Source organism: Dechloromonas sp. CZR5 (genome assembly GCF_008711155.1).
GTDB lineage: Bacteria > Pseudomonadota > Gammaproteobacteria > Burkholderiales > Rhodocyclaceae > Azonexus.
The window spans coordinates 36,332-54,465 of sequence record NZ_VUYQ01000013.1; the positions used below are offsets into that span (position 1 = coordinate 36,332).

Below are 18,134 nucleotides of genomic sequence, written 5' to 3' on the forward strand. Positions count from 1 at the left end.
CCCGCAGAAATGGAGCCTATTCAGAAGGGGTATCGCCTTCGGCCGCGGGGCTCAGCATGTGAAAGAGCGCGAGCATGCCCATCTGGCGCTCGGTCATGTCGAGGGTGGGGCGAGCCGGGTAGGACGCTTGGATGCGATGGTCCAGGTGAAAGCGTTCCAGCAGCTTGCAGAAGGGGCAAGCCTCGCCGGGGTGTGCCACGGTGCCGACCGCGGCAAGGAACTCGCAGCCGCACTGGGAGCAGGTCAGCACGGACAGCGCTGGTGCATTGGTCAGCCAGATGCCATCGATATAGGAGACGAGGTTGAAGGCCCGGTCCAGGCTGATGCGGTAAGGCGGGAGCGTGGCAGCCTGGTAGGCGCGGTAGGCGAAGACCAGGGCTTCGCCAGCCGCGAGCCCCTGGTTGCGCAACTGGCGGTATCTGGCACCAATGAGGCAGGCGTCGCTACGCAGAATGAGGTTGGCGCCGTGGTACCACTCGGCCGAATCGGGGGCGCGTCCACGGGGGATGGATCGGGGATCGGGGAAGAAGAGAGACTGCACCTGCCGCGGCGGGATGCCGGTGATGAGGTGGATCGTCTTCAGCCGTGCGCCGAGCGCCGCCAATTGCTTCGCTAGCTGCATGGCGCGCAGGTGCCGGTCGCCGCGCGTCGGCATGGATAACGGTTCCTACCGCCGGCCTTCCAAGGGCTTGGGTGGATGAACGAGTGCCATGGGGCCTGCCAGGGGCCGCGGCGCGCTCAAGAGCGTCACCAGGTCGGCGCGCGGCGGGAACAGGGTCGTGTCGCCGACGTGGATCACCAGGGACCACAGATCGTCGAGGCTCAAGCTCCGGAGATAGTTGGCTTGCTCCGTATTGAGCCCGTACCTACAGCAGGTCGAAGCCATGTCATACTGAAGACCTGCGCGTATGACGACGAGCACGTTCAGGTTGATCCATTCGGCATCGGTAAGCGTCACGCAACTCATGGTCATGTTCTCCAGTTGGTCATGGTGAAACGGGTGTCTGAGCATCGAAGGCGGAAAGTTTTACCTGATTAGCTACAAAGTTCAGCAGGCTCATCTGGTGAGCCTGGCAGGGTAAAGAATGGGCGCATCTTGAGCGAAGGAGATGCGCGATGGGAATCAATAAGGGCCACTTGGGCGTGCGCTACAAGACCGCCTGGTTGCTCAAGCACAAGTTGATGCAAGTCATGAGCGAGCGGGAAGCGTCGCGTCAGTTGGATGGGCGGGTCGAGATCGACGACGCCTACTTGGGTGGCGAACTGCCTGGCGGCAAGAGCGGGCGGGGTTCGGAGAACAAGGTGTCGTTCATCGCCGCGGTGCAGACAACGGAAACGGGAGGGCCGCTGACGGTCTGCCTGAAGAAACTGGAATTCACCAAGGAAGCGATTGCCGAATGGGCGAAGGCGACACTGGCCGCTTCGGCGCACGTGGTCTCGGACGGCCTGTGGTGCTTTCAGGCGGTCACCGCTGCGGGGGCGACGCACGAGCGCACCGTCACCGGCGGCGGCCCGGCCTGCGTCAAGCTGGAGCAGTTCCGCGCCGTCAATACCTTCCTGGGCAATCTGAAGACCGCCTACTCGGGCACCTACCACGCCTTCGACTTTGCCAAGTACGCCCATCGCTATCTTGCCGAGGTCCAATATCGTTTCAATCGTCGCTTCGATTTGTCGTCCATCCTGAAGCGTCTGCTCGTCGCGGCTGTGGTCACGCCGCCGCGTCCAGAGCGATTCTTGAGGGCGGCTGAACATTGTGGCTAATCAAAAAGTTTTATGAGCGACCCGTCATGATGATTGGGTTACGACAGTAAGAAGCAGCATAGTTATTGGTATTGTGTTATGGCAGGTACATTTGTTCAAAAATCTGGAGGGCGATCCTTTTGCCACACGTAAGGTCCGACAGAATCTGTTGCTTGGGGAATAGCCGCCGCAGGGAGGATTGTTCGGCATATCGATAAGGCATAGTTTGGGGCGACGATTCCAACGAATCAGACCAAGACCGGCGGTGCAGCCGACGCGGCGACTCAGCGCGATCGCCGGCCTGCTGCGCCGGTGGAGGGGCCGCTGCCACTCGATGTCATGCTGGGCAGCACGTCCTCGGCATCCTGGTATTGGGATAGCCTAAAGCCGGCCGGGGCAATCGCCCCGGCCGGCTTTCAGCGATCTATGGGATCAGGCCGCTTCCGCCAACCCCTTCCACTCATGAGCCGGCAAGTCGATCAGCCGGCCGCCCAGCGCTTCGAACTCCGTCGCGCGGTCGTAGTCCTCGACCTCCTGGCTGTAATGCGTCACCGCATTGACCAGGCCGTAGCCCGAGAGCTGACCTTCTGCGATCAGGTGCCGCAGCACACCGGCGCGCTCGCTGTCGTTCAGCGTGTAGCGCTGGGCCAGCACCTCGACCGTCTTCACCGGGTCGCCCACCAGCGGGATGGCAAGCGTCTTCTGCAGCTTCTGCGCCGTCTGGCGAAAGGTTGCCTCCGACACTGCCGCCTGCAAGACGTCGCGCACCTTGAGGAAGAAGGCTTTGTCGTCGGCGCGCAAGGTGTCGTCCTGGTACACCTGGATGCGTTCATCCTCGCCCCCGAGCGCGCGTCCCACGTGGGTCTTGCGCAGCGAGCGGTCGGCAGCGATCAAGCCGTTGCTGCACACCAGCCGGAACAGCAGCGGCTGCACCGACAGCGTCCCCTGGCCGACCTCCGAGTTCGAGATCACGACCCCGGCCTGAACCACATCGCCGGGCGCCATCTCGTACTTCAGGCGTGGCGTGATGCACTTCAGGTACATCTTCGTCTCGGTCAGTTCGACCGACTCGAAGCGTACCTCGGGCAGCTGCTGCAGGATGGGCAGCACGCTCTCGGCCAGGTCGAAGTTGTCCAGGCGGCGATAGCGATCCGACAATACGGCACGCACCTGACCGTCCAGGGTGCGCAGCATGCGCCGCTCTTCCTCGCTTTGCAGCCAGGTGTTCACGTTGCGATCGAGCAGGGCCGGCTGGTCTTCGCGCATGCGCTCGAAATAGGCATACGGGATCTTCAGCTTGTCAGCCAACTGGCGGCGCGCCAGCGGGGTGACACCGTAGTGCACCGGGCTGCCGCCTTCCTCGATGACGAGTCGGGTGCCCCCCAGATCGTCGGTGGCATGGCGCACCAGCGTCGACGGCACGATCAAGTCCTTCTTCGATTGCAGCTGGCGCTCCAGTTCCTGGGCCAGGCTGACGAGAGAACGTCCGTTTTTCATAGCAATCTCCTTGTCGGAAAAGAAAAGCGGAGACGGCATCACCCCTCAGGGGATGCGCATCCCCGCCAGGGTCGATGACGGACCGGCGGTTGCCGGTCCAGAAAGAGCGCGAGAAATCGCGCCGGAACTCCAGGGCTGTCTTTGCGGTGCCGTGGGGGCGCCGCCTGGTGTGACAACTACCAGTGGGGCAAACCAAAACGAAAATGAGGAGGCCTTTTCACCGCCACCGCCTGATGCAGTGCCGCTGAAAAGGCGGGTGCAGCCGACCGGCCGCACCCCTCATCAAACATTCATGCCGCACGCGGCGCCTGGGCTTCCAGGCGTTGGCGCCAGACATCGGCCCAATCGGTGCCGGCATGCTTGGGCAGGAACACCCGCACCTGCCGCCGACCGGTCGTTTTCTCTTCCCGCTTCAACCGGCGCGCCAGCGCGAACGCGAAGGCCTGGCCGGCGAAGTCGCCATCGGCGTCGTTGTCGGCATAGATGCAAACGTTGCGCACCATGTCGGGCAGCCACAGCTTCTCCAGGTTGCCGGCGTTGAGGCCGGCCCAGACCGGCTTGCCGGTCGCCAGATGCAGAGCGAGGCCGGTCTCGATACCTTCGCTGATCGCCAGTTCCTCGGTCGCATCGAACAAGCGGACCGCGGCGCCATTGATCCCGGCCGAGAGCACCTTTTTCGCATCGAGCGCCGCGAGCTTGCCGCCGTCCCGCAGATAGGTCCGGTGCAGCGTCACGGCGTGGCCGTCGGCACCCTGAATGCAGGCCAACATCGCCGGGTATTCCGCCACCTTGCGTGATTTGCCGCCGGCATCCTTCTGGTAATAGCCGAGGGCAGGGTGGAAGCGCAGCACCTTCGGGTACACCGGCAGGGCGAGACCCCGTCCGCTCAGGTAGCGATCGACTTCGTCGCCCACCGTCACCGGCCGGGCTTCGTTCCAGATGCGCTGGGCCAGCTTCTTCATGCGCTCGGCCGAAGGCTCGCAGCTTCGGGACGGTGCCGTCACCGGCATCATCCCCAGGCAGCGCTCGACGTCACGCAGCGCAGTGTTGAAGTCCACCCCCAGGACCGCCTGGAGCAACTTGAAGCCGCCACCCGGGCCGCATTGGCGGCAGTGGTAGTTCCCCTCGCCGAACTTGTCGGTGTACTGGAACCGATCCGTGCCACCGCACAACGGGCAAGGCAGGTTGCGCCGCTTGAGGATGCGTTCATCCACGCCCAAGCTCGCCAGGATTTCCGTCCACAGGCCATGGGCACGCTGCTTGACCGCTTCGATGCGGGCCGCGTACTCACGATCCTGCATGGCAAGCTCCCGTGTTGGCAGAACCCGCTTCGGCGACCAAGGCCACCGAATGGCCGGGCGCAGCACCCACCCCCACGGTGACCTGGAATGCCTTGCCATGCAGCAGGGGATACCGGCCCAGCCGCAATTCCTGCAGCAGCGAGTCCAGCGTCTGCACCGGATCGACCGAACGCAGGCGACGGATGAGGTCCGCCAGCGCGTCGCGGTCGGCATTGAGATCCGACTCCAGGAATTGGTCGTTCTCGTCCATGAAGGACGAGGCCTGACGTACTGGCTCGCCGGAAGTCTCGCCGGCTGGGATGTACAAGACATCCTCGTGGCAGACACCCATGTCGGTGATGTCGGCCTCCTCGTTGCCGGCGCGCAGGCGCACGGCCTCGCACAGGATCACGGTCGGCCATACCCAGCGCCCTTCCAACTGGACGCGAAGCTGTTCGGACACCGCTTCGACCTCTACTGCTTCTTCCTCCAGGAAGCGCACACGGCGCAACGCCCAGTGGTCAAGATGCAGGCCGAGCCAGTCGAAGACCAGATAACCCTTGGCCCGGGCCAGCATCCAGCGGGCCGCGTTGTCGTCGCCCACCCAGTCGAGGGACACCAAAGTCACCGCGCCACTTTCAATGGCTAGTCGGGAGGGCGCCACAGTGACTTGCCGGACATAGTCGCGGTCGCCGCTGTCCTGCTGGATCGGGTAGTCGACGATCTCCTCGAACATCTCAGCCGGTAGGACATCGAGGTCGTTCAGCAGGTCCAACTGTCCCCAGGCCCGCATCGCCGCGTAATACGTTTCGACGAAGCGTTCGGGGGGAAGCTGAGTCTTGGCGAGCTCCAGGGTTTGGCGCCAGCAGGCCTTCAACTCGGCGTCGATGCGCTTGCCCTGCACATCCTCATCGATCAGCTTGTCGCGATCCGGCAGGTGCGCCATGAACTGGCGCGAATCCAGGTGCACGACATTGACGCGGTCGTCCGGGCAGTAGCTCGGCTTCATGACGCAGAAGCCTTGCAGGAAGACCATCGTGTCGTGGCTGTGCCGGCCGTCCCGCGTACCGGCGAGATGGACCGCGCCCATCGGGCTGGCCATCGTCGCCAGGTTCGCGGCGGCAAAGCGCCGCGTCAGCGGCTTGCCGTTGAACAGCACCGCCACCGGAAAACCCAGGCACAAGGTCTCGATGCGATTGCCCAGGTCGGGCAGGTCGACACCGTGCAGTTCGATCCGTGTGCCGGCAACAGCCTCGGCGATGGATTCCACCTCGATGGACGCCTTGGCCAGTGCCGCCGCGGTGTCGATATCGATCCGCTGATGCTTTGAGGCGACGATACAACGCGTGGCGGCATACAGGCACTTCGAGAAGCCCACTCCGAAAGGGCGCTCCTCGGCACTGGTCGCCGCATCCCAGCCCGACTCGTGGAAGCTCAGGAGCTTCTGAAAGTCGTCGAGGCCTCGGCCATCGTCTTCCACCTTCAGCACCTGCGCACTGGCGTCGTAATGGATTTCGATGCGCATCGCGCCGGCGCGGCGGGCGTTCTGCAACAGCTCGGAGACGAGCGTGAAGCGGTCGGTGAAGGCATAGCGCTGGTTGCGCAGCGCGCCTTCCTCGTTGATTCGAACCTGTATCTGCATGATGTGCTCCATGAGTGCAGGCGGCACCCGGCCCTGGCGGGTCGGACCCGCCAAGGGGGAAAAGAACGATCGGTCAGCCGACGTAGCGGACCGGTGGGGTGAATAACTGCCCGGCGGCCAAGGCCTCGATCAGGCTGTGGCCGAGGAACTCCCGGGGCAGCAGGTGCTGGGTGCTCAGGACTCGGCCCTTTGCATCGAGCCGCTCGACCTTCAGGCCGATCGGATGCCAATGCACCCGGTAGGCCAGCCAGTCGGCGCCGGCGATGACGAAGGTGCGGCCGGCCCGGCCGGTGAGGACTTCGCTTTCCTTGACCAGGAACTCGATGTCCTCCGGCGCCTGGACGGTCAGCAGGGATGGGGCGTCGTGCGCGATGCGCGTTTGGGTGTGCATGGCGACCTCCTCAGAGCACGCGCGGCGTGCAGGGCTGCCCGTCTTCGGGCGCGCCCCCGTCCGTACGTCGGGTGAATGGCTCGAAGGGCAGATCGTTGATCCGCGCCAAGGCCTCGCGGTCCGCCGGCGTCGCCGTCAGGCAATCGGCGTGCAGCCGTTCCCGCCGGATCTGTTCCAGCCGTACCGCGTCTTCATAATCCAGGCGTCCCACGATGCCGTAGGCGACGAAGATCGCCATCAGGCACAGGACATCCTTGAAAGTGGACATGACGACTCCTTGAAAGGGGTGGGGCTTTCGCGTTGGCGACAAGCCCAAAAAATGGAAGATGGCGTCAGGCGAACAGGTCGCCCTGCACGGCCATGCGTTTGATTTGCTCGTTGATCCACTGGGGGTTCTTGGCGAGCCGGGCCTCGACCCATTCGGGGTGGTGGACGACGGCATCGCGCACCCACTCGGGGTAGCGCTCGAGCGAGACATCGAGCCAAGCCCTCAGGCCGTGGCGGATGCGGTCGCGCACATCCTCCGCGTCGACCAGACCGCAGTAAGCGATCGGCGACAGCGGACTGCAGCCGACGACACGCAGGCAACTCACGAAGGAGAACGGCATGCCGTCCTTCTCCCGCTCGCTGAACACCCAGCGCAGGGTGTCGAACTTTTCTTCCAGCGGCGTCGTGGGGTCGGCCAGATAGCTGACCTCCTGCAGCAAGCGCCAATGCAGGAAGACGATGTCTTCCTCGCTCCATTCGACAGGGGCATCCTCGCCGTCGAGCAAAGCGTCCAGCGTTGCACGATCGGGGATCGCCGCCGGACGGTGACGCGAGGTGGCTGCCATGGGCGGCAAAACCGGGCCCACGGGCGTGGGACGGGAAACTCCGGGGGATACGCTCTGATTCAGCATCGTTGACTCCAGGAAAAATTGGAGGCAACGCGCACCACGACAGGGGCATATGCCCCCGTGGGGTGAGAAACTGCCGGCCCGCTACGGGCGGAACGGCGCTATGGGAAGATGCTCAAGGGCTGGCTTGAACGGGCGGTGAGAACCGCGGTGACCGGTATGCCAGCTACCGATCGAGGAAGGCTTTCGGGGGAGGGGCGTTTACTGAGTCAATGGGAAGCGCCTCGCCCCTGCCTCGAAAACTTGCCTCGATGGGATGGGTGCGAAAGGCACCCTAATCGGTGCCGGCAAGATCGGCGCACGCGGCAGCGGTAAAGCCGATGGCATACGCGACAGACAGAGAACTCCAGGGCTTGCCTTGTTTGAATGCAGGGCCAGCTGCTGCATGACGTCAAGGTAGTGGTGCCGGATTACCGATTCAATCCCGAAAACCTGCCCGAATTGGGCCCGATGCCGAAAGCCCCCTCAGGCCACGGCCATTTCCGGTGGCGAATGTATATGCCGGCACGGAAGATCGCTCCGAACGCGGTATTTCGAGGAGCACGGCATGTCGGAGATCCAGATCGTCAAGGTAGACCAGGGGGCCGTCAACGCCCGCATTCTCGCCAAGGAGGCCAAGGCCGACTTCCGACGCGTCGAGGCGGCCAGCCTGAAGATGCCGACGCGCTTTACCAGCGCCGAGGGCAAGCGCTTCTTCGCGCGGCTGTTCAACACGCTGCAGCTCAACACTCACTTCATCTCGGTGATCGCTCGCACGAGGCTCGACCACGAGGACGTCGCCAAGGTCGAGGAGGCCATTCGAGCCCAGATGGACACAGTGACCGAGAACCTCAATAAAGCCATCGACGCTGCCGAAGCGCTATTCAAGGTCCATGGCATTACCAGCACGGCGACCTACGACACCGTGCCCCTGGATGTGGACGTCCATGTGCTGTCGTCGATCGGGCGACGCTTCCTGGAGGTGTTGGGCAAACTCGACCAACTGATGCCCTTGCTGCAGACCCTCGAGATTCACGAAGTGATCACCACCCAGGCGGTGGACGTCCAGCGTGCAACTCTCAAGCGGCAGGTGCGCGACGTCGCCAATGGCGCACGGAACTTTGCGATGGGCCTGCGGCGGCGGATGAACGCCATGGACGCACGCAGTGGCGACAGCCGTAGCGAAGGAAGCCGGCAAGAGGCCGTCGCCGTGAGCGTAGTGAATGGCGCGGACACGCCCGGGTCGGAAGGCGATCTGGCCGTTGTCTCGACGGAGGTGGACGCCGATGTACGGCTAGTGGAAGCCCTGCAAAGCACGGTGCCTTCAGTTGGTGATTAGCGTCGATTGCCGCAATCCGATCGCGACCCGTTTGTCATGCGTGCCCTGATCTCAACAAGGATGATGATAATCAAAACCACATAAGAACCCCTGTTTCGATAGTCCAGTGACCGTCATTCTTGTTGAGTGAAAGGACAACACGATGGCGGTCAAGAAGAAAGAATCCGCCCGTCTGGCGAAGCGACTGGGGGGCAACCTGTCCGGGCGGCGCAAACAGCTGGGATGGACACAGGAGATGGTCGCGGAGCGGGTCGGCGTCGATGCCGAAACCATCTCGCGCATCGAGCGCGGAGCTCATCTGCCGTCCCTGCCGACACTGGACAGGCTTGCGGTGGCGCTCCAATGTGCTGCGGGCGACCTGTTATCGAAGGAAGGGCCCGAAGAGGCCAGCGAAGCGGCGACCTTTGGCGCATGGATCTCCGAACTGGGGCCTGATGATCGGGCATTCGTTATGACGGTCGTGCGGAATTGTTGTGAGTACTTGGGCAACCGCTCGAAATAGTCAATATTTCCACCCACAGGGGGAGCACGGGCCGCACGGCCCCGAAATGTCGTGCGTGAAACCCTCCAGTCACTCTCACCGGGGGGTGACTGGCAGGCGGACACCAAGGCGCCTGATGAGACGCGGGCACAAATCATGGCCCTATCCGCCAACGCGGGCTTGAGCCGGATCGGCTTTGTTCGCGATCCGGCGCCTGAGCGGCAACCTTGATGATGGCGTGCCGGAATGGGTTCGGTACCTGTGCCATATCCAATCGCTGGCGTGTGCGGCCCCTTTCGGCTGGCGCGTCCCGGGGCGTCTTGCGTCGGCCCACGGACCTCAATATCGTATCGACAGGTTCCACGTCAGGCTGACCTGACACCGTGGGCACCCTCACCGCTCTCGTGGCGGCGTCGCAGTCGATACCTGCCTGTTGCCCGACGATCCGCTGTCGCGCGTGCTGTGCGGTGCCGGTGCGGATCGGCTGATCTTTCCCGACCCGGACGCCCTTGGCCGTCATGCGGTGGGAGTCACTTTCTTGCGCATCCTTCCATGCCGCGCGACCGGGGCGCCGGCGGCATGTCGTCGAGTTCTGCGTTCCCTATCGGCCCGCGCCATCCTGACCTAGCGCGGCCGCAACAGAGCAGGTCATGTCCTTTATCGGCACCCGCCGTGACGAGGCCCGATCATGCCCAACATCCGTACCAGGTCCGCCGCGAAGGTGGCGGCTTCCAGCGCTCTTCCGACTCCGCCTGCCGCTCCGGTTTCGACCCTGACGCTGCCCGAGACCGGCTTCCTGCGTCAGCCCCAGGTGCTGGCCTTCGTTCCCATCTCCAAATCGACGCTCTGGCGGCGCATCCAGGCGCGCACCTTTCCCGAGCCGGTCAAGCTCTCGGAGCGGGTGACCGTCTGGCGCGCGGAAGACATCCGCCGCTGGATCGCGCAGCAAGGCCAGCCCGGGTGACGGGCATGGTGATGAGCGGGAAACGGTTCGGCTCGCTGCGGCGGCGTCGTTCGGGTATCGACCGGGTCGGCGCCGACCCGCCACGTGCGTCATGCCTGCGGTCATCGGTCCGGCTGGCCCGTTCTTCACTGAGTGCGGCGCGCTCGGCCTGATGACGAAATCCCGCGCCTTTCCCGGCGTTTTCGCCTGGCTAAGGGTGCGTCGGTGCTCGAACATTCGGGCTCATGACGATCGAGAGATGATGGGAGAAGCAAGTCATGCAAGACAACCAGGAGGTCGACAGGTACCACGACAACGCATTGCAATCGGTCGAGATGCTCCGTGCCGTCATTGGCGGTGAGACCTACGAGGCGGTGGCCGCGCGCTTCGGCGTTTCGCGCACGGCGGTCGAGCGGCGCATCAAGTCCGTCGCCGTCCAACTCACCCAGGTGGTGGGCGTGGATGGACTCAAGGAAGAAGGCGCGGCTTTCGTGCGGCGGCTGCGCCTGCATCGGGACGCCATCCTGGTCGCGCTGGAAGGCTTCGAGCCCCTGCCACCGGCTGGCGCCCGTCCGGCGCGGGTATTGTCGGCGGCGGAGGTGGCCCAGGGAGCGGTGCGCATCAAGGGCCGCACCAGCCGCACCTGGCACGACCTGGCCCTGTACTACATGCTGTTCGCCACGGGCCTGCGCCCACTCGAGATCGCCCGGATCGAGGTGCGCGACTACCTGCATGCCGACGGCAGCGTGTGCAGGGAATCGGAGCTGCGTGCCGACGCGGCGATCAACGGCAAACTCCGGCCGCTGTACTTCAGCAGCAGCCGGCTCGACGATGCGCTGGCTGCCTATTTCCGCGAGCGTCTCTCCGGCGAACATGGCCTGGGTGGGCCGGACGTCTACCGTGGCTTGGACCCGGGTAGCCGACTATTCCTTTCCCCGAGCGGCGAGCCCTACAAGATCACGCCCAACAATGGCGAGCCGGGGCAGAACCGCTACGTCTGCCGGGCGCTGCTGGAGATCTACCGCAAGTTGTTCCGTTACGCCGAACTCAAGGGGTTGAGCACCCAGTCGGCGCGCCTCACCGTGATATCGCGGATGTATGAGCGCGGGGCCGACGAGGATCAGGTGGGCGCGATCCTGGGCATCGGCGAGCGCAGCGCGGTGCGGGAGTTGCTGCCCCGGCCCAAGCCGACGCTGGCGGAACTGCTCGATGAGTTGATTTGAGCTCGCCATGGACTCCCAACGCTTCGCCATCAAGGGCCGCGTGATCGCTGCCGACGATCCGAAACTGCAGGATGCGCTCGCCCATGTCTACGAGACGCCCGAGCGGCCGAGATGTCTATGCGTGCCCGGTGGCGTGGAGATGTACGTGGCGCGGCATCGCCAGTTCGTGGTCAAGCGCATGCCGGACAGCGGCAACGCCCACCATCCGGGCTGCCCCTCCTACGAGCCGGAGGTCCAGCAGTCCGGACTGGGGGAACTGGTCGGTGAAGCGGTGCTTGAGTCGGAACCAGGCCGGGTCGAATTGCGGGTGGATTTTCCCTGGACACGGGTGCTCGGGCGCAGCGTGCCGCGCGGCGAACCCCAAGAGGTGGCGGAGATCGGCGTGCCACGGCGGCGGATGACGTTGCGGGCCTTGATGCACTTCCTGTTCGAGCGTGCGGGCTTCAATCGCTGGAGCCCGGCCATGGAGGGCAAACGCAACCAGGGCGTGCTGCGCAAGTACCTGCTGGAGGCGGCCGAGGAGATCATGGTCAAGGGCGTGCCGCTGGCCGAGCGCTTGTACGTGCCAGAACCGTTCAGCGAGAACGCCAAGGCCGAGGCGGCACAGCGCCGGCGCGAGAAACTGGCCGTACTGCGCCCCAAGGACGGGCAGACGCCCCTGGCCATCGTGATCGGCGAGTTCAAGGCCAGCGAGGTGACGAGCCAAGGCTGCAGGATCTGGATTCGGCACATGCCGGATGCGCCGCTGCTGATCGCCAGCCGGAGTTGGGAGCGGATCGAGCGGGGGTTCGCTCCGCTGTTCGAGGCGCGCGATGCCGATACCGGCCACTCGGTCCGCCTGGTCATGGCCGCGCTGATCCGCGCCCGCCGCGAATACACCTACGAGATCGATGCGGTGAGTCTGATGCTGACGAGCGAGCAGTGGATTCCCATCGAGGGCGTGCATGAACTGCCCCTGATCGACGAACTGGTCGCCCAGCACCGCCGCTTCGTCAAGCCGCTCCGCTATGACGCTCGGAGTGCAGCGGCGTTCCCGAATGCCCTGCTGCTGGACGCCGGGCCGGCGCCGGTTCCCTTGCACGTCGTCAGCGCTTTCATGGACCCGAAGGAACGGGCGGCGAAAGAGAAAGCGACTGCGGCGGCCAAACAGGATGCCTGGGTATGGCGGACGGATCAGCCGATGCCGTCCTTGAAAAGCGTGGAAGGTTCTCGCTGAAGGGGCGTTGGCGAAAGCGAAACGGATGGCGTGTCTCGATCAGGCCTGGACGATCGCTGGGGAGAGGACGTCGCCATCACCATCACCCGCTCACGCAGTTCCTTCCCGGCTTTGAACGAGGGAACCCATTTCGCCGATACCGCTACCGGCTCACCGGTTTTTGGATTGCGGGCCCGGCGGGAAGGACGGTAATTCAGGTTGAAACTGCCGAATCCGCGAATTTCCACTCGGTCACCGTGAACCAGTGCGGCGTGGATGGCCCCGAGAATCTCCGCCACCGCCATCTCGGCATCCTTCTGGACGAGTTGGGGAAAGCGTTCAGCAAGCAGAACGACGAGTTCGGAGCGGGTCATGCCGATATTTTACCTGAGGCTGCTTTCCGCCAAGCAGCATGCATAAGCAGTAGGTGTTTCCGCAGGGGGTTGAAGCGAGGGGAAGTCGCGAGAGCATGAAATTGTCGGAATGTCCCGACGTTCATGAAGGAGCGCCGTCATGACTCATCTCAACGCACATCCGGTGATCGCCGTGCAAGGCGGTGGCACGGCACCAACCCTGCTGGGGCAAGGCCCGGCCCGCATTCCCACCGGCGGTAAGATCCGCGCCGGCATCAAAGTACTCACCAAGAAAGCCGCCGGAGAGCCCAAGGCCAAGGCGATCTACGGGCAGGGCGTGGCCGCCGGCCAGTCCTTCGAGCAGATAGAGCGCGCCATCACGGAGGCGCTGCCCGATCTCAAGACGCCGCTGGTGCCGCGCAACGTCCCGTGGTTCACCGTGCGGGCGCAGGACTTTCCCAATCCCGAGATCGCCCGGGACATTCTGGAAGCCTATGGCGAGGACCGGGGCGAAGGCCGACGCCTGTACCGTTTTCCGGTGGTGTTCCCCTCCGACTACTGGCAAACCGTAATGCCCCACGAGTTGGCGGCCTGGGGTGCGCACGAGAAGCACTATTGGTCGCAATACTCGGCCGATGGCCGGGTACGCCATTGCATATGCCATGCGCCGGTGCCGGTCGACGACACGGGCCGGCGCACCATCCGCCTCTTCGGTGGGCGCAAGACCATGGTCCGCGAGGATAACGGCGGTCTCTGCGAACCGGAGGCCTGCCGCGAGTACCAGCAGCGACAGTGCAACCTGACCGGGCGCTTCCTGTTCTTCATCCCCGGCATACGGTCGATCAGCGCCTTCGAACTGCACACCAACAGCTTCTATGCGATGAACGCCGCGATCCAGAAGTTCGAGACCGTGGGCTTCCTGCGCGGCGGGCGCATCTCGGGTTTCCTCGACCGGCAACGCACGCCGTTCTACCTGACCAAGAAGCTCATGGAGGTGGCCCACATCGACGAGCAGGGAAGGGCAGTGCGCGTGCCACAGTGGATCATCGACCTGGAGGCGCCGGTGGATGTGACGGCCTTGCTGCGCGAGAACGAAGACACCGAGACGGCCTTGGTCCAGGCGCAACTGGCGACGCAGGTACTGCAGGGCAGTCCGGCGGCGGCGAGTGCCGAGCAACTGCAGCCGGAGGCGGCCGAGAGCCAGACTGTGGCGGCGACCGACGCGGCGCCGCCGCTGCGCGAGGGTCGTCCCAGCTTCGAGCAACTGTTGGCGCGTGTGCAAGCCTACGGGATCGCACCGGACCGGTACCAAGCGTATGCCGATCGGCGCTGGGGCCGGGGCTGGAAGATCAACCCGAACGGCCGCGCCCAGGCCTGGAATGAATTGGAACGCTACGGCAACGATCCGCAGGGCTACCTCGACAAGATCGAGAGCGAGATGCAACTGGCCTCGCGGGGGAGGACGGCATGATCCGCATCGCGCACTTCTCCGACCTGCACTACGGCACCAAGAACCTGGCCGAAGCCGACCGTTGCTTCGGCGCCGCCATCGACCGGGCCATCGCGTTGGGGGTCGAGGCGGCAGTTATCTCAGGCGACGCCACCGATCATGGCCTCGACTTGCATGCCCCGGCCGCCGAACGGCTGGTCGCGCAGGTGCGGCGACTGGCTGACCACTGCCCGGTGCTGATGCTGCAAGGGACATTCTCGCATGAGCCACCGGGCACCCTGGCGATCTTCCGGCTGCTGGGCGGACGGCATCCGGTGCATGTGGCAAGCCGTATCGCGCAGGTCGCGCTCGCGGCCCACGGCGAGTGGCTTTCTTCAACGAGTTGGTGTTTCGATGGGGTGCCGGCCGGTGCTCGTGCCCTGTTTTCCTGCATCCCCACGGTGAACAAGGCGGTGGTGGCCGCAACGGTCGGTGCGGCCGAAGCGGCCCAGGCCGTGGGCGAGCATCTGGCCCTGCTGCTGCGCGGCTACGCCCCGACCCATCGCGCGGCCCGTCGGCAGGGCGTGCCGACCATCGGCGTCTCTCATGGCACAGTGTTCGGCTGCGTGAGCGAACATGGCGTGCCGATGGCCAGCTTCGATCACGAGTTCACCACCGGTGCCCTGTTCGGCGCCGAGACGCAGGCCTTCATGCTCGGGCACATCCACCGGCATCAGGCATGGGAACAGGAAAGCAGGGCAGGGCGGCAATGCATCGCCTATCCCGGCTCGATCGGCCGTTTTCACTACGGTGAGGAAGGGGAAAAGGGGTTCCTGTTGTGGGAGGTCGACGCCGACCAGGCGCGCTTCACCCTGGAGCCCACGCCCGCGTGCCGGACCGTCGATATTGTGTTCGAGGGCAAACCCGATCTCGACGCCCTGCGCACAGCCGTCACGCAGCAGGACATCGCCGGCGCGTTCGTGCGCGTGCGCTGGACCGTCGCCGATGAAGACCGCCATCAGATCGACCGCGCGGCGATCGAGCGGCTACTGGACGGGGCGGCGGAAACCAAGCTGGAGGGGCGCATCGTGCCGGTGATGCGCACGCGGGCGGCGGGGATTTCACAACTGGCGAATCTGGCGGACAAGGTAAGGGCCTGGGCACAGGTGACCGAGGCGCGGGCAGAACCCTTGCTCGAGTGCCTCCAGGTGCTGGCAAGCCAGGAACCGGAGGCCATCGCCGAGCGTGTGCTGCGTGGGCAGGAAGTCCCTGATGGCGGGGAAGGCATCGACACTGCTGTCACCCTATCGCCCCCCAGGGCCGATCTTGAGCCCGCGCTGTCGTTTTGACCTGGCCGGGGCCTGTCCTTGGGGACGGACTTGCACACCCTTTTTCGTGCGGGAGACTGACCTGGTCATCCCGCAGGAGTATCGCCATGCAACCGCTTTCACTCACTCTCAAGGGCTTTCGCGGCATTCGCGATGGCCTGGGACGCGATGTCCTGACCCTCGACTTCGAGCGACTGGCCGATGGCGCCGAACTGGTCGCGATCGTCGGCGCCAACGGGCGCGGCAAGACCACTGTGATGGACAACATGCACCCGTACCTCACGATGCCCTCACGTGCCGGCGCGGCGGGGCCGGGTGGGTTCTCCTACTACGACCACGTCTGTCTACCCGAAAACGAGAAGGACCTGATTTGGGCCCACGACGGTCGCAGTTATCGCTCGCAGGTGGTCATCCGCGTGAACGGTCGGCGCAAGACCGAAGCCTTCCTGCTCTGGCTCGCGGACGACGGCGCCTGGCAGCCGATGGTGCTGGACGATGGCACCGTATCGGACGGTAAGGTGGACACGTATACCCGCTGCGTCGAAGCCATCTGTGGCAGCGCCGACACCTTCTTCACCTCGGTGTTTTCGGCCCAGGGCAAGCGGCAACTGAGCGCCTACCGTAATGCCGAGATCAAGACCTTGCTGGCTGACTTGCTCGGACAGGACGAAATCCGGGTGCTGGGCCAGAAGGCGAGCGAAACGGCCCGCCTGCTCAAGGCCGGCCTTGCGGCGATCCGGCAGGAGCAGGCGGGACTGGATGTGGAAGCGCAGCGTATCGAGGCCGAGCGGCGCCGGCTCGACGGCGCGAAAGCCTGCGTCGCGCAGCGCCTTGCGGGGCGCCAAGCGGCCCAGGCCGCCCAGGAGTCGGCCCGAACCCGGCACGCGCAATTGATGGCCGAACGCGAGCAGTCGCGAGGTGTGGAGGCGCGCCGGGGGCAACTTCAGGGCGAATGCCATGCCGTGATCCAGGCCGGCACCCAGGTCATCGAAGCTTTGAAGGCCCAGGACCATGGCGAAGTTCAGCGGCTGGAACGGCTGGAACAGCGTATCGCACAGCGCCTCGCCCAGGAGTGCAACCGCCGGCAAGTGTTGCAGAGCCAGCGTCGACAATGCCTCGCCGTGTTGGCGGGTGTGCAAGCCGTGCGGCATGCCGAGTGCCGTCTATCCATGGCCGAGCGGGTATCGTCGCTACGTTCGGCGCAGGTCGGGGCATGGCGCCAACAGGTTCAACGCTTGACGCAGTGCCAAGCGGCGAAGCGTATGGTCCAGCAGAAGTTGTCCTGGATCGAACGCGAGGCCGGCCAAGCGGCGCTCAAGGCTGAGGAACTGGCGCGGCGCTTCGGTCTCACTGGCGAGGTGCCGTGTGCCGGCACCGACCTGCAGGGGCAATGCCAGCTCCTGGGCGATGCGCGGGACGCCAAGGCTCTGATTCCCAGCGCGCAGGGAACGATCCAGCGGCTGTGGGGCGAGAAGGCGGCGGCACAGCAGGAACTGGACGCCCTGTGCCGGCAGCATGAGGAACTCGAGGCTGCGCCCCAGGCGTTGGCCAGGGCCGAGCACCGGGCCGACCTTGCCCGGGCGCGGGCCTCGCGGTTTGCGCTGCTGGCGGCCCAGGCCGGTGAAATGGCGCGGGCGCGGAACACACTGGCCGGGATCGAGCATGAGTTGACGGAACTGCGGACGGAACTGCCGGCCGCCCAGGGACTGGATGCCGCTGCCGGTCAGCCGCCTGCGGAGACAACCGAGGAGGCCGCCGAGCGCCAACAGATTCATGCGGCACGGCAGGCCATCGCGGCCCAGCACGAACAGCAAGCCAAGCACTACCGTGCCACTTTGGATCGGCTCAAGCAGGCGCTGGCGGCCTTGCCGGCACCGTACGACGGGCAGCGGCTAATCGATGCCCAGACCACGATGGAACAGGCGGCGCAGTCGGTCATTGCCGCGGAGCAGGCCCATCTGGCCGCAGTGCGGGATGCCGAAACCCTGGGCGCCCTCGTGCAGCAGGCAACGGCCCTGGCCGGTCGTCAGGCCCAAGTGACCAACCGCATCGCCAAGGTCGAAACCGAGCTGGGTACCTGGAACCTGTTCGCCAAGTGCATGAGCAACGACGGCCTGATTGCGCTGGCCATCGACGATGCCGGTCCGGCCTTGTCCGGGCTGGCGAATGAGCTCCTGCTGGCCTGCTACGGCCCTCGTTTCACAGTCTCCCTTCAGACGCTGGTGGAGACCGGCAAGGGCGAGCAGAAGGAAGGCTTCGACCTCCTCGTGCACGACGGCGAGTCGGGCGAGAGCAAGAGCGTCGGTCTGATGAGTGGCGGCGAACGGGTCTGGATCTCATGCCGAGCTCGGCATGAGATCCACTATGCCGCGAACCGGGTTATGCCGAGTCTCGTACTGAATCTCAAGAATGACACAG

At 65.0% G+C, this 18,134-nt stretch carries 16 protein-coding genes and 2 pseudogenes; 9 read left to right on the top strand and 9 right to left on the bottom strand.

The genetic code is table 11. From position 1 onward, the window contains the following. Window positions 1–16 precede the first annotated feature (16 nt). Both F1002_RS19905 and F1002_RS19910 read right to left on the bottom strand, forming a co-directional pair. Complete coding sequence (locus F1002_RS19905) at window positions 17–655, bottom strand: FlhC family transcriptional regulator (protein ID WP_150430793.1); 639 nt, start codon at window positions 653–655, stop codon at window positions 17–19. Window positions 656–667: 12 nt separating this feature from the next. Beyond that, window positions 668–967: a hypothetical protein gene (locus F1002_RS19910; RefSeq protein WP_223879703.1), complete on the bottom strand. Its 300-nt coding sequence runs from the start codon at window positions 965–967 to the stop codon at window positions 668–670. 161 nt (window positions 968–1,128) lie between these two features. Here F1002_RS19910 and F1002_RS19915 point away from each other — a divergent pair. Beyond that, window positions 1,129–1,761: pseudogene (locus tag F1002_RS19915) on the top strand (IS1595 family transposase); the annotation flags it as partial. A gap of 411 nt (window positions 1,762–2,172) precedes the next feature. Here F1002_RS19915 and F1002_RS19920 read toward each other — a convergent pair. From F1002_RS19920 to F1002_RS19945, 6 genes are all read right to left on the bottom strand, one after another. After that, window positions 2,173–3,237 carry a DUF932 domain-containing protein gene (locus tag F1002_RS19920; RefSeq protein ID WP_150430796.1) on the bottom strand — a complete coding sequence of 355 codons (1,065 nt, stop codon included), beginning with the start codon at window positions 3,235–3,237 and terminating at the stop codon, window positions 2,173–2,175. A 290-nt stretch (window positions 3,238–3,527) separates the two neighbouring features. Beyond that, window positions 3,528–4,538: a toprim domain-containing protein gene (locus F1002_RS19925; RefSeq protein WP_150430797.1), complete on the bottom strand. Its 1,011-nt coding sequence runs from the start codon at window positions 4,536–4,538 to the stop codon at window positions 3,528–3,530. Further along, window positions 4,525–6,159 (bottom strand): ATP-binding protein, encoded by a 1,635-nt coding sequence (locus F1002_RS19930; RefSeq protein ID WP_191090486.1) that lies wholly within the window; start codon window positions 6,157–6,159, stop codon window positions 4,525–4,527. The genes F1002_RS19925 and F1002_RS19930 overlap by 14 nt, the downstream gene beginning before the upstream one ends. A gap of 73 nt (window positions 6,160–6,232) precedes the next feature. After that, the gene (locus F1002_RS19935) at window positions 6,233–6,550 is read right to left on the bottom strand and encodes a hypothetical protein (protein WP_150430799.1); all 318 of its coding nucleotides are present in this window, start codon (window positions 6,548–6,550) and stop codon (window positions 6,233–6,235) included. A 10-nt stretch (window positions 6,551–6,560) separates the two neighbouring features. Continuing rightward, window positions 6,561–6,818, bottom strand: coding sequence for a hypothetical protein (locus F1002_RS19940; RefSeq protein WP_150430800.1), 258 nt, complete (start codon window positions 6,816–6,818; stop codon window positions 6,561–6,563). 64 nt (window positions 6,819–6,882) lie between these two features. Then, a complete protein-coding gene (locus F1002_RS19945) occupies window positions 6,883–7,383 on the bottom strand; it encodes a hypothetical protein (protein ID WP_223879704.1) in 501 nt (166 codons plus the stop codon). Between the two features lie 610 nt (window positions 7,384–7,993). On the opposite strand from F1002_RS19945, the gene F1002_RS19950 reads away from it, so the two are divergent. The 5 genes from F1002_RS19950 to F1002_RS19970 all read left to right on the top strand — a co-directional run bounded on the left by F1002_RS19950 (window position 7,994) and on the right by F1002_RS19970 (window position 12,627). Beyond that, window positions 7,994–8,764, top strand: a complete 771-nt coding sequence (locus tag F1002_RS19950; protein WP_150430802.1) for an AcaB family transcriptional regulator — start codon at window positions 7,994–7,996, stop codon at window positions 8,762–8,764. A gap of 142 nt (window positions 8,765–8,906) precedes the next feature. Next, window positions 8,907–9,266: a helix-turn-helix domain-containing protein gene (locus F1002_RS19955; protein ID WP_150430803.1), complete on the top strand. Its 360-nt coding sequence runs from the start codon at window positions 8,907–8,909 to the stop codon at window positions 9,264–9,266. A 667-nt stretch (window positions 9,267–9,933) separates the two neighbouring features. Next, the gene (locus tag F1002_RS19960; RefSeq protein ID WP_150430804.1) at window positions 9,934–10,209 is read left to right on the top strand and encodes an AlpA family transcriptional regulator; all 276 of its coding nucleotides are present in this window, start codon (window positions 9,934–9,936) and stop codon (window positions 10,207–10,209) included. A 257-nt stretch (window positions 10,210–10,466) separates the two neighbouring features. After that, window positions 10,467–11,411, top strand: a complete 945-nt coding sequence (locus F1002_RS19965) for a site-specific integrase (protein WP_150430805.1) — start codon at window positions 10,467–10,469, stop codon at window positions 11,409–11,411. Between the two features lie 7 nt (window positions 11,412–11,418). Beyond that, window positions 11,419–12,627 (top strand): DUF1173 domain-containing protein, encoded by a 1,209-nt coding sequence (locus F1002_RS19970; RefSeq protein ID WP_150430806.1) that lies wholly within the window; start codon window positions 11,419–11,421, stop codon window positions 12,625–12,627. Window positions 12,628–12,710: 83 nt separating this feature from the next. Here F1002_RS19970 and F1002_RS19975 read toward each other — a convergent pair. Further along, a pseudogene (locus F1002_RS19975) lies at window positions 12,711–12,980 on the bottom strand (integration host factor subunit beta); the annotation flags it as partial. A 139-nt stretch (window positions 12,981–13,119) separates the two neighbouring features. On the opposite strand from F1002_RS19975, the gene F1002_RS19980 reads away from it, so the two are divergent. From F1002_RS19980 to F1002_RS19990, 3 genes are all read left to right on the top strand, one after another. Further along, entirely contained in the window at window positions 13,120–14,430 is a 1,311-nt protein-coding gene (locus F1002_RS19980) for a hypothetical protein (RefSeq protein ID WP_150430808.1), read from the top strand. After that, window positions 14,427–15,737, top strand: a complete 1,311-nt coding sequence (locus F1002_RS19985; protein WP_150430809.1) for a metallophosphoesterase family protein — start codon at window positions 14,427–14,429, stop codon at window positions 15,735–15,737. Before F1002_RS19980 ends, F1002_RS19985 begins: the two co-directional genes overlap by 4 nt. Window positions 15,738–15,823: 86 nt before the next feature. Then, on the top strand, window positions 15,824–18,134 hold a 2,311-nt coding region (locus F1002_RS19990), incomplete at its 3' end, for an AAA family ATPase (RefSeq protein WP_150430810.1).

Bases quoted from the DNA above. Each gene is read 5' to 3' on its own strand.
- F1002_RS19935 (WP_150430799.1), bottom strand. From the start codon at position 6,550: ATGCACACCCAAACGCGCATCGCGCACGACGCCCCATCCCTGCTGACC.
- F1002_RS19905 (WP_150430793.1), bottom strand. From the start codon at position 655: ATGCCGACGCGCGGCGACCGGCACCTGCGCGCCATGCAGCTAGCGAAG.
- F1002_RS19950 (WP_150430802.1), top strand. From the start codon at position 7,994: ATGTCGGAGATCCAGATCGTCAAGGTAGACCAGGGGGCCGTCAACGCC.
- F1002_RS19970 (WP_150430806.1), top strand. From the start codon at position 11,419: ATGGACTCCCAACGCTTCGCCATCAAGGGCCGCGTGATCGCTGCCGAC.
- F1002_RS19930 (WP_191090486.1), bottom strand. From the start codon at position 6,159: ATGCAGATACAGGTTCGAATCAACGAGGAAGGCGCGCTGCGCAACCAG.
- F1002_RS19960 (WP_150430804.1), top strand. From the start codon at position 9,934: ATGCCCAACATCCGTACCAGGTCCGCCGCGAAGGTGGCGGCTTCCAGC.
- F1002_RS19980 (WP_150430808.1), top strand. From the start codon at position 13,120: ATGACTCATCTCAACGCACATCCGGTGATCGCCGTGCAAGGCGGTGGC.
- F1002_RS19925 (WP_150430797.1), bottom strand. From the start codon at position 4,538: ATGCAGGATCGTGAGTACGCGGCCCGCATCGAAGCGGTCAAGCAGCGT.
- F1002_RS19945 (WP_223879704.1), bottom strand. From the start codon at position 7,383: ATGGCAGCCACCTCGCGTCACCGTCCGGCGGCGATCCCCGATCGTGCA.
- F1002_RS19985 (WP_150430809.1), top strand. From the start codon at position 14,427: ATGATCCGCATCGCGCACTTCTCCGACCTGCACTACGGCACCAAGAAC.
- F1002_RS19910 (WP_223879703.1), bottom strand. From the start codon at position 967: ATGAGTTGCGTGACGCTTACCGATGCCGAATGGATCAACCTGAACGTG.
- F1002_RS19965 (WP_150430805.1), top strand. From the start codon at position 10,467: ATGCAAGACAACCAGGAGGTCGACAGGTACCACGACAACGCATTGCAA.
- F1002_RS19940 (WP_150430800.1), bottom strand. From the start codon at position 6,818: ATGTCCACTTTCAAGGATGTCCTGTGCCTGATGGCGATCTTCGTCGCC.
- F1002_RS19955 (WP_150430803.1), top strand. From the start codon at position 8,907: ATGGCGGTCAAGAAGAAAGAATCCGCCCGTCTGGCGAAGCGACTGGGG.
- F1002_RS19920 (WP_150430796.1), bottom strand. From the start codon at position 3,237: ATGAAAAACGGACGTTCTCTCGTCAGCCTGGCCCAGGAACTGGAGCGC.